Below are 15,320 nucleotides of genomic sequence, written 5' to 3' on the forward strand. Positions count from 1 at the left end.
CGCGCGCCGTGCCCACCATTTCTTAACGCGTTTGGCGTGGTGGGCACGCTTCGCTTTGCCCACCCTACGGCATCTCAGCTCAATCACACCGCCGCACACACGAAGGCGTTGCCCTTGCGCTTGATCTTCCCCACCGACGGCGATGGAAAATGCGCGGTACAGCACAGCGTGTCGGTGTCGCAATAGCGTTCCAGAAAGCTTCGGCGTGTCGTGGCCGCCTTGGCCGGATCGACGTCGAACTTGATCGACAGCTCCGGATAGAGCGTCTGCAGCGGCGAGTGCATGAGATCGCCGGAGAACACGGCGTCGTCTCTGCCGCGTCCCATCGCGACGGCGATGTGGCCGGGCGTGTGGCCCGGGGTCGGCACGATGCGGACATGATCGCCGATCTGATGATCGTTGCTGACCAGTTCGTGCCGCTTGGCCTCGACCACCGGCAGCACGCTGTCGGCGAAGGGCGGGATTTCTGCCTTCGCATTCTCTGCGAACCAATGGTCGTATTCCTGCTTAGCGAAGAGATAGCGCGCCTTGGGGAAGGTCGGCACCCAGCGGCCGTTCTCCAGCCGCGTATTCCAGCCGACGTGATCGACATGCAGATGCGTGCACATCACGAAGTCGATGTCGTCAGGCGAGAATCCGGCGGCGTTGAGCCCGCGCAGGTACGTGTCGTCGGTCTTCATGTTCCAATTCGGCCGCTGCGGCCGCGGCTTGTCATTGCCGATGCAGCTGTCGATCAAAATGGTGTGGTGCGGCGTCTTCACAACATAGGATTGGAAGCACAGGAGGAGCACGTCCTGCTCGTCGAGTGCCCTGGCCGCGCTCATCCACGCCCGGTTCTCGGCCAGCACCTCGGCCGTCAGTCCCGGCAGCATGTCCAGCGCCGGCAAAAACGAGGTTTCCTGCTCGATGATGCGATGGATGGTGAGATCGCCGACCGAGTATTTCAGGCTCATGCTCGCTTTCCTTGTTCGCTTCACTTGCACTCAGCGTGCGTCACGCACGGATGGAATGACGATGTTGGAGAGGATGTCGATCGCAGCCAGGCCTTCCTTCGGCTGGCCGTATTGCGCGGCGGTCGTCATCATGACGAGATCAAGCTCGGGTACGATGAAAATGCGTTGCCCGCCCCAGCCGAAGGCGCCGAGCCATTTGATCTCCTTGCCGCCGGCGAGCGAGCGGCCCATCCACCATTGATAGCCATAGAACAGCGTGCTGCCGAAATAGCCGATCGCCTGGAATCGTGGCGTGGTCGATTGCGCGATCCATTCGGCCGAGACGATCTGCTGGCCGTTCCACTGCCCGCGGCTGAGCACGATCTGGCCGAGCTTGGCGGCATCTCGCGGCCGCAGGCGCAGGCCCGCGGCCGCCGCGATCTTGCCGTTCTTGTAGGCCTTCCACTCGAAATCGGTGATTCCGAGCGGCTGGAACAGTACCTCGCTCGCAAATGCTTCCAGCGGCCTGCCCGAGACGCGTTCGAGGATGTTGCCGAGCAGTTCAGTTCCGCCGCCATTGTAGGTCCATAGTGTATCCGGCGGCGCAGCGACTGGCCTTGCGAGCACATAGCCGATCGGATCGGCTTCAAAGGTGAGATGCGGCTCGTCATTTTTCGGATCGGTCCAGGCCCGCGCCTCGTCCCATTTCATCCCCGAGGACATCGTCAGCAGATGCCGCAGCGTGATGGTCTCCCAGCCTGCTTGCTTGACCGCCTGATGGTCGGGGAAGAATTTGAGCACAGGCTCGTCGGCTCCTTCGATCAGCTTGCGATCGATCGCGATGCCGATAAGGAGCGAAACGACACTCTTCGATGCCGAACGCATGTCGTGCTTCGTCGTCGCGGTGAATTCGTGCTGGCCCTCAGGTTGTCCCCAAGGTTGGTCGTAGCCGGGAAAATACTGCTCGAACACGAGCTTGCCGTGGCGGGCGACGACAACCGAATGGACCGAGGTCGCGCGTTGCGCGAGCCGTGCAGCGATGCCGCAGAGTTGCGCGCCGTCCATGCCGACGCTGTCGGGCGACGCAGTCGTCCAGCCATCGTCGGTTGACGATGGCGATTCGCAGGCGAGGTTTCGCTGTCCAGGCGCGATGCTGTCGGCTTGCACGGGAGTGGCCGAGACGGTCAACGCGAGCACGAGGCTCGCGCCGAGAATGCTGAGGCGGAGGAAACGAGCGTGCATCGTCCTTCTCCCCGCCGTTCCGGTCCTACGCCGCCGGCGGCACCGAGATCTTCACCGACGGCCGCTCCAGCATCTTCTGATGGAAAGCGTCGAGCTTTGGATAGGCCTTGCGCCAGCCGCAATCGGCGAAGCGGAAGTCGGCATAGCCGAGCACGCAAACAAGGCCGATCTGCGAAATGTCGAACGGACCGTTCAGCACCTCGGGCATGTTCTCGAAGCGCGCCATGCCGGTCCAGGCCCGGTTCCAGTGGTCGTCCGACCACGCCTGCCATTGCAGACCCTGCGGCCGCACCATCTTTTCGTAGCGGCACAGCAGCATGGAATCGAGCATGCCGTTGATCAGCGAGTGATTGGTCTTGGCCTTCCAGCGCCGCGGACCGTAGTCCGGGATCAGGCTGCCGCCGGCCATCTCGTTGAGATATTCGACGATGACGTAGGAATCCAGGATGACATCACCGTCATCAGTGATCAGCACCGGCAGTTTCTTCAGCGGCGTGATGCGCGAATAGTCCTCGTTGGCCGTGCCGGGCGCGACAGTTGCGGGCGTGAATTCGATCTTGTCGATCAGCCCAAGCTCGATCGCGGCAATGCGCACCTTGCGGGCGAAGGGCGAGGCTTGGGAGAAGGAGAGTTTCATGGCGGATGACCTCTATCCAGACATACAGACCTCATCCTGAGGAGCGCGCCCCTTTGGCGCGCGTCTCGAAGGATGGACAACGAGAGATCTTCTCTCGTCACCCGGCGCGAACGTCGGGTGACCATGTTCTTGGCGCATCCTTCGAGACGCGCGCGTTGCGCGCTCCTCAGGATGAGGGGAGACCTCAAGCCGCAACAATCTCCTGGCGCTGCTCGCCGAGGCCTTCGATGCCGAGCGTCACGACGTCGCCGACATTGAGGAAGGTCGGCGGCTTCATGCCGAGGCCGACGCCGGGCGGGGTGCCGGTGGTGATGATGTCGCCCGGCAGTAGGGTCATGAACTGCGAGACGTAGGAGATGCACTTGGCCATCGAGAAGATCATGGTCTTGGTCGAGCCGGTCTGGCGGCGCTGACCATTGACGTCGAGCCACATCGACAGGTTCTGCACGTCCTTGATCTCGTCCTTGGTCGCAAGCCATGGTCCGACCGGGCCAAAGGTGTCGTGCGACTTGCCCTTGGTCCACTGACCCAGGCGCTCGGTCTGGAAGTTGCGCTCGGAGACATCGTTGCAGACGCAATAGCCGGCTACGTAGTTCAGTGCATCGGCTTCCGAGATGTATTTTGCCTGGGTGCCGATGATCGCGGCGATCTCGACTTCCCAGTCGAGCTTGGTCGAGCCGCGCGGCTTCTCGACCTTGTCGTTCGGGCCGGACAGCGAGGTGTTGGCCTTCATGAAGATGATCGGCTCGGTCGGAATGGCGGCGCCGGTCTCCTTGGCGTGGTCGCTGTAGTTGAGGCCGATCGCGACGAATTTCGAGATGCCGGTGACGGGCGCGCCGAACCGCGGCTTGCCGGAGACGGTGGGCAGCGAGGCCGGGTCGATGGCGGCGAGCTGCTTCAGGGTATCAGGCGAATAAGCCTCGCCGGTGAGGTCCTTCACATGCGCCGACAGGTCGCGCAACTGGCCGGATTTGTCGATCAGGCCGGGCTTTTCCGCACCCTTTTCGCCGTAACGAACAAGCTTCATTCTCGTTTCTCCCTTGGGATGGACTGATCGGTTAAATAACTTCATGGAACAGCGCGGCGGGAAATTCAACCGCCGAAAATGGGGTGCATTGCAGACCTCCGATTCAGGCGATCGTAGGGTGGGCAAAGGCGCGAAGCGCCGTGCCCACCACTTCTTCCTGTTGGCCCGCGATGGTGGGCACGCTTCGCTTTGCCCACCCTACGATTGCTACGATCCCACCGCCACAAACCTGAACGCATCGCCCTCCCGCCGGATATGCCCGGCCGAGAAATGCCCGCCGATCACCAGCGTCTGCGTATCGGCAAACCGGCCGAACAGCGCGGCCCTTGTCGCGGCCGACTGGGTCTGGTCGGAATCCGCAGTCGAGGACCAGCCGAGATGTGCCATCTGGCAGGGGTGATGGGCGACATCGCCGGTCAGCAGCCCCTGCTCGCCGTCGGACTGGATCAGAATGCTCATATGGCCGGGGCTGTGGCCGGGCGTCGGGATCGTGCTGATCTCCTCGCTGAGCCGGTGGTCGCTCGCGATCAGATCGGCGCGGCCGGCATCGACGATCGGCTTCACGGAATCGTTAAAGACCGCTTGCTTGTCCAGCTCGGTCGAGTGGTCGCGCCAATGCTCGTATTCGGTTCGGCCGAACACGTAACGCGCCTTCGGGAAGGCCGGCACCCACTTGCCGCCGACAAGTTTCGTATTCCAGCCGACATGGTCGACGTGAAGATGCGTGCATAGCACGGTGTCGATGCTGTCGGGCTCGAAGCCCGCCGCCGCCATCATCTCCAGGAACGGTGTGTTGCGGTTATTCCAGATCGGGGCGTTGCGGCCCTGCTTGTCGTTGCCGAGCCCGGTATCGACGACGATCCGGCGCGACGGCGTCTCCACCACCAGCGAATGGATCGACATTTTCAGCCGGCCTTCTTCGGTGGCGAAATGCGGGATCAGCCAGGGCAGCTTCCGGATTTCGTCGTTGCTGGCCAGCGGCAGGATGAAACGGGTGGAGCCGACCGTCTCCAATTCCACCACCTCAGTGATTTTGACCCGGCCTACCTTCCACTGCATCGGGCGAGCCCCTCATTTTTTTGCTTTCGCGAAAGATGCGGTCTTCCGCCGTCGAACGCAATGGATCATCTGCCGTGATGTTGCGTTATCGCGGGAACCCATCGAGATCCAAAGGGGGAGCCCATGCCCGAGCTTGCCATTTCCGCCGAGAAGGTCGCCTTCATCATCGAGAAGGCCCGCGAATTCGACGTCAAGGACGCGGCGTCGGACCAGGATTCCGGTTCGAATGCTGCCGATGACGATGAGATTGACGTGCTCGAGGACACCAATTCCGATCCGGTCGCAGCCGAGCTTGCTGGCTTCATCGGGGCGCTGAACGAGGACGAGCAGCTCGACCTGGTCACGCTGATGTGGCTCGGCCGCGGCGACGGCGATGTGGAGGAGTGGGACGATCTGCGCGGCCGCGCGGTCGAGGCCCGCGCCGAGTACAAGGCACCCCGGCGCGAGACGGTGCAATATCTGCTGGGTGAGCCGATGCTGGGTGATCTGCTCGCCGACGGCATGGACGAGCTCGGCATCGACTGGAGCGACGAGCGGACGACGCCGGTCTCGTAGTCTCTACCGCGCGCAGTCGACGATCACGGTGCCGAGCTTGTCGCCCTTCTCGACGGCGAGGTGAGCCTGCGCCGTATCCGACAGCGCGAACTGCGCCGCGATAGTGTGGATCCGCGGCCCCGCCGCCAGCCATTTTGAAATGTCCGCCTGCGCTGCCGCGAGCAGCGCCGGCGGCAATGCGAACAACACCAGCGCGCGCAGCGCGATGCACTTCTCCATCAGCTCGCGCATCGGCAACGTTGGCGTGCGGTTGCCGTTGGTGGCATAGACCGCGATCGTCGAATTCATCGCCATCAGCTTCAGCGTCGTCGCGATGTTGCCGCCGAAATCGACATCGACGACGCGGTCGACACCGCGCCCGCCGGTAAAGGCCATCGCTTTCGCAACGACGTCCTCATCCCTGTAATTGACCACGAGATCGGCGCCGGCGCGCCGCGCCTGCTCGCCCTTCATCGCCGAGCTGACGGTTGCGATCACCTGTGCGCCGCCCCATTTCGCGAGCTGCACGGCATAATGGCCGACCGCGCCGGCGCCTCCGGTGACGAGCACGGACTTGCCGACGATCGGCCCGTCCGCAAACAGGCTGCACCACGCGGTCATCGCCGGGATTCCGAGCGTTGCACCTTCCGCGAAGGAGAGATTGTCCGGCAGCGGCGTTACCAGCTGCTCGGCGAGCGCGATATATTCCGCCGCCGTGCCGAACGCGCGGCCGTTGCGCTGGCCGTTGAACAGCCAGACGCGCTCGCCGATCTTGAAGCGTGTGACGGCGTCGCCAATCTGGTCGACGAAGCCCGCGCCGTCGCTGTTCGGAATCACGCGCGGATAGTCCATTGCGCGATAACTGCCGCCGCGCCGGCCGACATCGGCCGGGTTGACGCCGGAAGCTTCCAGGCGGATGCGAACTTCGCCCGGGCCCGCGACCGGCGTCGCCGTCTCACCATAGGTGAGGACGTCCGCCGCCGGTCCCGTCTGCTCGTACCAGACCGCTCTCATCTGGACTACTTTCCGAGTTGAAGTTTGGGGTAAGTAGGCACGGCATCGGGAATCCACCTCTCCCCGCTGGGGAGAGGTTGAAAGCAGCATCGCCCTCACAGCGTGCCGGGGAAGGCGCCGCCGTCGAGCAGAATGTTCTGGCCGGTGATGAAGCCGGCCTTGGCGCCGCAAAGGAAGGCGCAGGCATAGCCGAACTCGTCGGGTTGGCCGAATCGGCCGGCCGGATTGAGTTTTGCGCGCTCGGCCAAAATCTGCTCGGGCGTCGTGCCGCGCTTGTCGGCCTCGGCCTTCGCCGTGCCGGTCAGGCGGTCCGTCTCGAACGGGCCCGGCAACAGGCCGTTGATGGTGACGTTGTTGATCACGGTCTTGCGCGACAGGCCGGCGATGAAGCCGGTGAGGCCGGCGCGCGCGCCGTTGGAAAGGCCGAGAATGTCGATCGGCGCCTTCACCGCGGCCGAGGTGATGTTGACGATGCGGCCGAACTTGCGCGCCATCATGCCGTCGACGGTCGACTTGATCAGCTCGATCGGCGTGAGCATGTTGGCGTCGATCGCCTTGATCCAGTCGTCGCGGGTCCAGTTGCGGAAATCGCCGGGCGGCGGGCCGCCGGCATTGTTGATCAGAATGTCCGGCTCGGGGCAGGCCTTGAGCACGGCTTCGCGCCCCGCAGGCGTCGTGATGTCGCCGACGATCTCGGTGACCTTCACGCCCGGATAGGCCTTGCGGATGTCGTCGGCCGTCTTCTTCAGCGCCTCGGCGCCGCGCGCGGTCAGCGTGACGTCAACGCCGGCTTCGGCCAGCGAGATAGCGCAGGCGCGCCCCAAGCCCTTGCTGGATGCGCAGACGATGGCGCGGCGACCTTTGATCCCAAGATCCACTGTTTCACTCCCGTAATGTCAGGCAGGTTTTTGGACGGGCCGCACTCTAGCCAACTGTGGTGCCGCTGATAAGAGACGGAGCCGCGTCAAAATGCATGGCGCGCGGCAGGGCGATGCAAATGCGGACTAGATGTGCCGCTCCTGCTTGAGGCGGTCGATCGCGGCGGCGGCCTCCGGCGGCAGCGACTTGAAGCCCATCTGTCCGACCGCCGAGAACAGCGGCCGCAGACGCGAGCCGGCGAGGAAGGGCGGCTGGCGGTTGGCCGGCACGATCTGGTCGAACACCAGCACCAGCGTGGTGGCGACGAGCCCGACCCGGATGGCGCCGAGCGCGGCGCCGCCGAGGCGGTCGCCGATCCCGGTGTCGCGGATCGTATCGTCGAGCACGAAGCGGCCGATATATCCGAGCAACATGCCGACGACCAGGAAGATGCCGAAGAACCAGATCCAGTTCTGGAACTGCGGCGCATTCGGATTGCCGGCGACCTGCGGGACGATCATCGGCATCAGCGACACCGCAATGGGGGCCGCGAGGAGATAGGCGAGAATGGTCATGGCGCTGCGGAGCAGGCCCGTCTTGAACCCGAATCCGATCGCGATGGCGAGCGCCGCATAGACCGCGAGATCGAAGCTATTCATGAGCGCAACCCTGTCGATGGAACGAGTGAACGCCGAACCGATCGTTCCGGTTTCAGATCGCTAAAATCGTCGGTATTTTTTCTCTCCGAGAGTTCAGGGACCGCGCGATATCAGGCCTATTCGACCTCGGTAAAGAAACCATCCGCGTGACCGGCGCTCGGGCCTTTCTTCGCCTCTCCCCGCTTGCGGCCCGCTTGCGGGGAGAGGCCGGATTGCATCGAAGATGCAATCCGGGTGAGGGGGACTCTCCGCGAGTCCAACTCTCATTTTGCTTGCGGATAGAGGCCCCTCACCCCAACCCTCTCCCCGTACGAACGGGGAGAGGGAAAACAGCTATCGCACCTCGGCCCGGATCATATCCGCCGCCTTCTCCCCGATCATGATCGTCGGCGCATTGGTGTTGCCGCCGATCAGCGTCGGCATGATCGAGGCGTCGACGACGCGCAGGCCGTCCACGCCCTGCACCTTCAGCTTCGGATCGACCACAGCCATCGCGTCCGTGCCCATCTTGCAGGTGCCGACCGGGTGATAGACGGTGTCGACGCGATTGCGCAGGATGGCGCGGATGTCGTCGTCCGTTCGCACATCGGATGTGAACATGTCCTTCTTCTGCAACGCGCGCAACGCGGGCGTCTCCATCAGCCGCCGCGTGGTCTTGAAGCCCGCGACCATCGCCTCGAGATCCTCCGCCTCGCCCAGGAAGTTCGGATCGATCATGGGTGCAGCGAGCGGATCGGCGCTTTTCAGCCACACGCTGCCGCGGCTCGTCGGCCTGAGCAGGCAGACGTGACATGAGAAGCCTGCCTCCTTGTGCTTCTTGCGGCCGTGGTCGTCGAGCATCGCGATGATGAAGTGGAGCTGGATGTCAGGCACGTCGATGTCGGGTCGGGTCTTCAGGAAGCCGCCGCACTCGGCGAAATTGGTGGTCATCAGGCCGCGTCGCTCCCTGCGGTATCGCTGGATGGCGCGGAGCAGGGATGGCAACCGGCCAAGCGACGAGTGAACGAAGTGCGGATAGTCGGAGGCGTAGACGAACACGAAATCCGGATGGTCCTGCAGATTGCGCCCGACGCCCGGCAAATGATGCACGACGCCGATGCCGTGCGCACGAAGCGCCTCGCCATCGCCGATGCCCGACAGCATCAGCAATTGCGGCGACTGGAAGGCGCCGCCGGCAAGGATCACCTCGCGGCGCGCGCGCAGCTGTTTCGTCTGCTTGCCCTGCACATATTCGATGCCGACCGCGCGCCCACCTTCGAACAGGATTTTCGTGGCGTGCGCCCCCGTCTCGACGCGCAGATTCGCGCGCTTGTCGATGTGAGGCTGCAGATAGGCGCGTGCCGCGCTCCAGCGCTCGCCCTTGTGCTGCGTCACCTGATAGCTGCCGAGCCCTTCGTGGTCCTCTTCATTGAAGTCATCGCGGATGCGGAACTGCGCCTCGCGCGCGGCCTGATGGAAGATGTCATGGATCGGGTTGTTCGAGCGCAGCCTGTTGACATGCAGCGGGCCGCCCTTGCCGTGATACGCGCCGTCGAAATCGCTGTTGTTCTCCGAGCGCTTGAAATAGGGCAGCACGTCCGCGTACGACCAGCCGGCATTGCCAAGCGAGGCCCAGTGGTCGTAGTCCCATTTGTTGCCGCGGATGTAGACCATGGCGTTGATCGCCGAGGAGCCGCCGAGGCCCTTGCCGCGCGGTTGATAGCCGATCCGGCCGTTCAATCCCTTCTGCGGCACGGTATCGAAGGCCCAGTTGGCCGCCTTGTATGGCAAGGCGAGCCCGAACGGCGTGGTGATCCGCCAATTGTCGTTCCGCCCGCCGGCATCGAGCAGCGCCACGGATGTTGCAGCGTCCTCCGACAGCCGCCCCGCCACCGCGCAACCGCCGGAGCCCGCGCCCACGACGACGAAATCGAATGTGTCAATCACTGATGTTTCCCCCTCTTTTTGTCATTCCGGGGCGCGCGAAGCGCGAGCCCGGAATCCATTCATCCGCATACGCGTGGCGAAATGGATTCCGGGTTCGATGCTGCGCATCGCCCCGGAATGACTGTCGCTACGACATGAACCGCATCATCTTCTCCAGCCGCGCGATCTTGCCGCCATAGGGCGGGTAGAGATCGGCGAGGCGATTGAACTTCGAGCGATAGAACACCGGCTTCAGCTTGCTGAACGTCTTAAAACCCCATTCGCCGTGATAGGCGCCGGTGCCGGATGCGCCGACGCCGCCCATCGGCTGGTTGGCTTGCGCGAAGTGAAACAGGCAGTCGTTGATGGTGACGCCGCCGGAGACCGTGCGTGCCAGCACCTCGTCGCGCGCGTCGGGGTCCTTGCCGAACCAGTACAGCGCCAGCGGCCGGTCGCGGCGGTTGATGAAGGCGATCGCCTCCGCCGGATCGCGAGTGCCGAGCACCGGCAGCACCGGGCCAAAGATCTCCTCCTGCATCACCGCCATGTCTTCGGTCGCACCGACGATCAGCGTCGGCGGAAATTTGCGGTGCGCCTTCCAGTTGGGATCATCCGCCTTGGCCGGTTGCAGGATTTTTGCGCCGCGCTGTGCGGCATCTGCGACGAGCGCTTCGAGCCGTGCATAGTGCCGATCGGAGATGATGGAGGTGTAGTCCTTGTTGGCGGGATCGGTGCCGAACATCCGCCGCATCTGCGCGCGGACCTTTTCGGCAAAAGCCTGCAACGAGCCCTCCGGCACCAGCGCATAGTCCGGCGCGATGCAGGTCTGCCCGGCATTGAGCAGTTTTCCGTAGGCGATGCGCTCGGCTGCCTCGTCGAGATCGGCGGAGGCATCGATGATCGCTGGCGACTTGCCGCCGAGCTCGAGCGTAACGGGTGTGAGATTGCGCCCCGCGGCTTCCGCGACCAGCCGCCCAACCCGGGTCGAGCCGGTGAACACGAGATGATCGAATGGCAAGCTCGCAAAACCTTTCGCAACTTCGTCCTCGACACCGGTGACCAGCAGCTCAGTGGCCTCGAATTTTTGCGCGACCGTCTCCTTCAACAGCGCCGAGAAATGCGGCACGAGCTCGCTCGGCTTGATGATGACGCGGTTGCCGGCCGCGACAGCGCCGATCGCGGGTGCGAGCGTGAGCTGCAGCGGATAATTCCAGGGCGCGATGATGCCGACGACGCCGAGCGGCTGCGGCATCAGCCGGTTGCGCGCCGGGAGGAATTGCAGCGCAGTCGCCACGCGCTGCGGCGCCATCCAGGTCTTCAGGTGCTTTGAGGCGTGCCGGATCTCGGAGAACACCATCATCGTCTCGGCGATGGTGGTCTCGACCGCCGAGCGGTGGCCGAAATCGGCCGAGATCGCCTGCCGGAAACGCTCCTCGTTGTCCGCGACCACCGCACGCAGCCGCGCCAGCCGGTCGAGCCGCTCGGCGCAATCAGGCGCCGGCTCGGCCCGCGACCGCGCGACCATGGCCTGGAAGCTCTCGTTGAGCGCCGCCAGCGGAGCGCTCGTCAGGGGGCTGTTCAATGCGTTGTCCAAGGCGGTCCTCCCCAAATCGGCGTTTCGCCTCTGTTTTGTTGCCGCAGGCTGGTTTTGTTGCCGCAAGCTGGCGGTTTGTGGAACTTCTGGCAAGTATGTGGCAAATCGGCCGGAATCCGCGCACCTGCTCTGTCATAAAGTCGAAAAAAACGTCCCCCTAGCCCTTTCCAAAGGCGGTCCGGGTTGGTACATACCCCTCGCACCCGATGGGCTTTGCCCCGGGATTGCCTTCCAGGGAAGCCTTCGGGACGGGAGAAGCAAGCCACGCCAACGGCGTCGGCCCTCAATCCACCGTCCCCGGCATTTTCTTTGAAGGCGCGCAACGGTTTAACGCGGGGTGGAGCAGCCCGGTAGCTCGTCAGGCTCATAACCTGAAGGTCATAGGTTCAAATCCTATCCCCGCAACCAAACATCAATGAAATCAGCCAGTTAGCAAAACGTTAACCGGCTGATTTCATTTTAGGCCCTAGCACAGAGCTAGCACAAACGTGACGCCCGCCCCGATTCGTGCTATGTTCTCTCGTGCAGGGGGGCATAAGCCATGGCAAGGCATGAGATTCTCGGCGGTTTAGTCCAAGTCTATAAGCGCGGCCGTATCTGGCACTGCTCCGCATCCATGGAGGGTGGCCAATACCGTGAGAGCACCAAGGAGGAGGATCTCCCCCAGGCGAAGCAATTCGCCGAAGACTGGTATTTGGCCCTTCGCGGCAAGTCCCGCGCCGGTCTCCTCTCCAAAAAGCGCGAGAAAACCTTTCAGGACGCAGCCGATATCTTCACGGACGAATACGAGACCATCACCCAGGGCGAGCGCAGCAAGAAATGGGTCGATGGCCATCAAATCCGCCTGAAGCTTCATTTGCTCCCCTTTTTCGGCCCCATGGGTCTGTCCGAAATCAACGAGGGAACGGCGCAGGAATATCGCGTCTTTCGAATGACGGGCAAAAAGCCTGGCGCGAAAGCCGCCAAGCCGGACGAAAGCGCGCCGCCGCACAAGCCTCCCGCGCGAAGCACGTTGCATGACGAGACCGTCACCTTGCGCCTCGTGCTCAAGGCTGCGGTCCGCAAAAAGTGGATCGCGCATGTGCCCGATCTGTCGCCCCCCTATAAGGGATCGGGCAAGATCGAGCATCGGCCTTGGTTCAGCCTTGAGGAATACAAGCGGCTCTATAAGGCAACCGGCCAATATGCGCGGCAGCCAATTAGGGATCGCTTTCGCTGGGATGCCGAGCAGCTTCATGACTTCGTGGTGTTCATGGCCAACACCGGCCTGCGGCCCGATGAAGCGAAGAACCTTCAACATCGCGACATCGAGATGGTGAAGGACGAAGCGACCGGCGAACTCATTCTTGAGATTGACGTGCGCGGCAAGCGCGGCGTTGGCTATTGCAAGAGCATGCCCGGAGCCGTGAAGGCCTATCAGCGCCTGCTCAATCGCGGCAAATGGGAGCCGCAGGGCCGCAAGCCACGTAACGAAAAAGAGAAGGCCCGCCTGCCGGGGCCGCCCCCGCTGAAGCTGCCGGAACCAACCGACCTCGTGTTTCCCGGCGATCACAGCGGCCTCTTCAACAAAATTCTTGAACAAGAGAACCTGAAGTTCGATCGCGAGGGTAAGCCTCGCACCGCATACAGCCTACGGCACACCTATATCTGCTTGCGTCTTATCGAGGGGGCAGACATCTACGCACTGGCAAAGAATTGCCGCACCAGTGTCGAGATGATTCAGAAATTCTACGCAGCGCATATCAAGGATATGCTCGATGCTTCGTCCATCAACGTTCGTAAACCGCGCAAGCGCGGACAGGCCGTCGAAGCAAGAACGGATTAGCTTCCCTTTATTCTGGGAGCACGGACGTGCTCATCTTCAACGAGACGTTTACCGGCTCGTCAGGAGAGCGCCGCTTGCCGAGCGCGGTTCCTCCGGGGTTTAGCCCCGTCTTGATTCATGTGAATGCAATTCCTGCTTGGAAAGCCGTTCGCGCAGCGTCGTGAACTGTCCGCAGTCCTTGTACGGTCAATTCGAATTCTTCATGCAGCGCCAAGGGCGCGCCGCAACCAACCGTCCTCTCTTGTGCCGCCTGTGTGCCAAAGCGCGCAGGCCAGTCGAGGCCGTTCGCTTCCTCCACTGCGTTCCGTGCAGCTCCACGCCCTTCGGGTGACTTCGTCAGCCTGTGACCGTCCCGCTTGTTCGCTTTGGCTCGGGGGCGGGCATCGAAGCCGCGATCGGCGCGGGCTCAGTGACAAGGAGCCGCATGATGATGTCCGCTTGAGCACCTTTTCATCATACCCCGACGATGGCGGCGCTTGCTAACGTCGGCGAAGGACGGCAAAAATAGCGGACGAAGAGTGCCGATTTATCGAAGAGGGATGACGGAAAATGCGACGGAAAGCTGCAAGAGCCGTGTCTAAGCGTGACCGTTCGGAGCCTTTCGGGCGGTTTTTTTTATAACTTAGACCCGCTGGGTTGCAATGAAGTGTCCCTTTAGCGGCTCCTAATGGTAGTTGAGGCAATTTCTTTACCATATCTAGACAAATCAGGAGTACGACCTTAAGATACGAATCCAGATTCATTTGCATGGAGGTGTTCATGGGTGCGCGCAGATCGGGTGTTGATATTGAAAAGGAAACAAGAAATCTGGCCCAAGACATAGCTCGGCGCCTCAAGTCAGCCGGTGCGAAATCGAGAGCACAACTCGCGACGCGCGTCGCGGAGTGTGCGCGCGACATCACCCTCAAACATATTCAACAAGCAGTTCGGTCTAAAACACGATCAAAGCCAGTTCAGGTCGCGAAGCTTAAATCGCCGACAAGATAACGTGCAACGGCGCTTCGATAGCGGCTGCGTAAAAGCCTATACATGCCGATCCGACGAACGATGCGGCTGCCAAGGCACGAGCTAACGAGTTAGAGTGAATTGCTTGATTCCAACGAGATGGAGTATCGTCCTCGAAGAAGCGTCGGACTTCCGCAATCGAAAGCCGTTCCAAAGCTCCCACTAAATGATCATTGTCGGTAGCCCCTTCAGCGCCCATCGCACCTCTGAGCTCCTTTGTTTGCGCCTCATCCTCCGTTTGACGATTGGCCATCGCGTCGCTGACCCTCAGGATTTCGTTTAGGCAGGATTCCGAATATCGCTCATAAGTATGATACTCTTTCACTTCCTCGGGACCGAAAATGTCTACAAGCGTTGAGCCGATATAAAATAAAAAAGTCGCCGCGTAGATCTTCAGTAGAAAGACTGGAAGTTGGATCGCGAGGCCATGCTTGTTAGCGACCAAAACGCACGATGCGACGATCGGGATTAAAACCAGGGCGTACTTTGAAAATTTGTCCACGCCGAGTCGACGAATTCTGAGAAGCTTGTCCCAAGTCGCCGCCACATCTATTCGCTTAGCAGACGTTCCAATTATTGAGCTGTTTTTAGACACGGCGGCGATCTCAGGGTGTTTGGGAACCCGCGCTGCCTGTGAGGAAGCTGAATGGCTTTTCCTTGTGTGTTTTTTCCAATTGCGAGTGCAGGAAGTCGACAAGGTTTTCTTGGTCGACACTTGGCACAGCGTTATCGGAATTAAAGTCTGCGGTCTCAACATTGCGGAAGACGTCATGAACAATACCGTCCACCACCCGCAAAAGGCCAAAGTAGTCCATCGGAATTTCTGCTTCTTTGTAGAAGCTTTCAGCTAGTTCTCGGATATGAGGACGCAGCGATTTTCGAAAGCTCTTCTTATTTCGACTGGCACGATATTTGACAAGCCGTGGTCCATGACCGTTACTTGCAGCCGACATAAGTACCTCGCACGTGTTTAAGCTGGTAAACGGCCCGCTCAGTTTTTCGGCGGGCCGAAAAGTAGGCCTCGGTTGA

Annotated in this window: 14 protein-coding genes and 1 tRNA gene; 3 read left to right on the forward strand and 12 right to left on the reverse strand. The window is 61.9% G+C overall.

Annotated features, from left to right (window positions below; all coding sequences use genetic code 11):
* Nucleotides 1-83: 83 nt before the first annotated feature.
* From ACP2YP_RS04280 to ACP2YP_RS04300, 5 genes are all read right to left on the reverse strand, one after another.
* Nucleotides 84-953 (reverse strand): MBL fold metallo-hydrolase, encoded by an 870-nt coding sequence (locus ACP2YP_RS04280; protein WP_426422503.1) that lies wholly within the window; start codon nucleotides 951-953, stop codon nucleotides 84-86.
* A 30-nt stretch (nucleotides 954-983) separates the two neighbouring features.
* On the reverse strand, nucleotides 984-2,174 hold the full coding sequence (locus tag ACP2YP_RS04285; RefSeq protein WP_426422505.1) for a serine hydrolase domain-containing protein: 1,191 nt from the start codon (nucleotides 2,172-2,174) through the stop codon (nucleotides 984-986).
* Between the two features lie 25 nt (nucleotides 2,175-2,199).
* A complete protein-coding gene (locus tag ACP2YP_RS04290; RefSeq protein ID WP_426422506.1) occupies nucleotides 2,200-2,811 on the reverse strand; it encodes a glutathione S-transferase family protein in 612 nt (203 codons plus the stop codon).
* Nucleotides 2,812-2,995: 184 nt separating this feature from the next.
* On the reverse strand, nucleotides 2,996-3,838 hold the full coding sequence (locus tag ACP2YP_RS04295) for a fumarylacetoacetate hydrolase family protein (RefSeq protein WP_426422507.1): 843 nt from the start codon (nucleotides 3,836-3,838) through the stop codon (nucleotides 2,996-2,998).
* A 207-nt stretch (nucleotides 3,839-4,045) separates the two neighbouring features.
* On the reverse strand, nucleotides 4,046-4,897 hold the full coding sequence (locus ACP2YP_RS04300) for an MBL fold metallo-hydrolase (RefSeq protein WP_426422509.1): 852 nt from the start codon (nucleotides 4,895-4,897) through the stop codon (nucleotides 4,046-4,048).
* A gap of 123 nt (nucleotides 4,898-5,020) precedes the next feature.
* Here ACP2YP_RS04300 and ACP2YP_RS04305 point away from each other — a divergent pair, with 123 nt between their 5' ends.
* Complete coding sequence (locus ACP2YP_RS04305; RefSeq protein ID WP_426422511.1) at nucleotides 5,021-5,452, forward strand: DUF3775 domain-containing protein; 432 nt, start codon at nucleotides 5,021-5,023, stop codon at nucleotides 5,450-5,452.
* Between the two features lie 3 nt (nucleotides 5,453-5,455).
* On the opposite strand, the gene ACP2YP_RS04310 is transcribed toward ACP2YP_RS04305, so the two are convergent.
* The 5 genes from ACP2YP_RS04310 to ACP2YP_RS04330 form a co-directional block, all read right to left on the reverse strand.
* The gene (locus tag ACP2YP_RS04310; RefSeq protein ID WP_426422513.1) at nucleotides 5,456-6,445 is read right to left on the reverse strand and encodes an NADPH:quinone reductase; all 990 of its coding nucleotides are present in this window, start codon (nucleotides 6,443-6,445) and stop codon (nucleotides 5,456-5,458) included.
* A gap of 95 nt (nucleotides 6,446-6,540) precedes the next feature.
* Nucleotides 6,541-7,323: an SDR family oxidoreductase gene (locus tag ACP2YP_RS04315; RefSeq protein WP_014498394.1), complete on the reverse strand. Its 783-nt coding sequence runs from the start codon at nucleotides 7,321-7,323 to the stop codon at nucleotides 6,541-6,543.
* A gap of 126 nt (nucleotides 7,324-7,449) precedes the next feature.
* The gene (locus ACP2YP_RS04320) at nucleotides 7,450-7,962 is read right to left on the reverse strand and encodes a CvpA family protein (RefSeq protein WP_426422515.1); all 513 of its coding nucleotides are present in this window, start codon (nucleotides 7,960-7,962) and stop codon (nucleotides 7,450-7,452) included.
* 333 nt (nucleotides 7,963-8,295) lie between these two features.
* Nucleotides 8,296-9,888, reverse strand: a complete 1,593-nt coding sequence (locus ACP2YP_RS04325; protein ID WP_426422517.1) for a GMC family oxidoreductase — start codon at nucleotides 9,886-9,888, stop codon at nucleotides 8,296-8,298.
* A gap of 127 nt (nucleotides 9,889-10,015) precedes the next feature.
* On the reverse strand, nucleotides 10,016-11,392 hold the full coding sequence (locus ACP2YP_RS04330) for a coniferyl aldehyde dehydrogenase (RefSeq protein ID WP_426426467.1): 1,377 nt from the start codon (nucleotides 11,390-11,392) through the stop codon (nucleotides 10,016-10,018).
* A 400-nt stretch (nucleotides 11,393-11,792) separates the two neighbouring features.
* Between ACP2YP_RS04330 and ACP2YP_RS04335 the strand changes: the two genes are divergently transcribed.
* Nucleotides 11,793-11,869: transfer RNA gene (locus ACP2YP_RS04335), tRNA-Met, on the forward strand.
* Nucleotides 11,870-12,002: 133 nt separating this feature from the next.
* The gene (locus tag ACP2YP_RS04340) at nucleotides 12,003-13,286 is read left to right on the forward strand and encodes a site-specific integrase (protein ID WP_426422518.1); all 1,284 of its coding nucleotides are present in this window, start codon (nucleotides 12,003-12,005) and stop codon (nucleotides 13,284-13,286) included.
* A 967-nt stretch (nucleotides 13,287-14,253) separates the two neighbouring features.
* On the opposite strand, the gene ACP2YP_RS04345 is transcribed toward ACP2YP_RS04340, so the two are convergent.
* Nucleotides 14,254-14,886, reverse strand: a complete 633-nt coding sequence (locus tag ACP2YP_RS04345; RefSeq protein WP_426422519.1) for a hypothetical protein — start codon at nucleotides 14,884-14,886, stop codon at nucleotides 14,254-14,256.
* A gap of 10 nt (nucleotides 14,887-14,896) precedes the next feature.
* Entirely contained in the window at nucleotides 14,897-15,244 is a 348-nt protein-coding gene (locus ACP2YP_RS04350) for a hypothetical protein (RefSeq protein WP_426422521.1), read from the reverse strand.
* Nucleotides 15,245-15,320: the final 76 nt, after the last annotated feature.

The sequence above is a fragment of the Bradyrhizobium genosp. A genome (assembly GCF_049949275.1).
Lineage (GTDB): Bacteria > Pseudomonadota > Alphaproteobacteria > Rhizobiales > Xanthobacteraceae > Bradyrhizobium.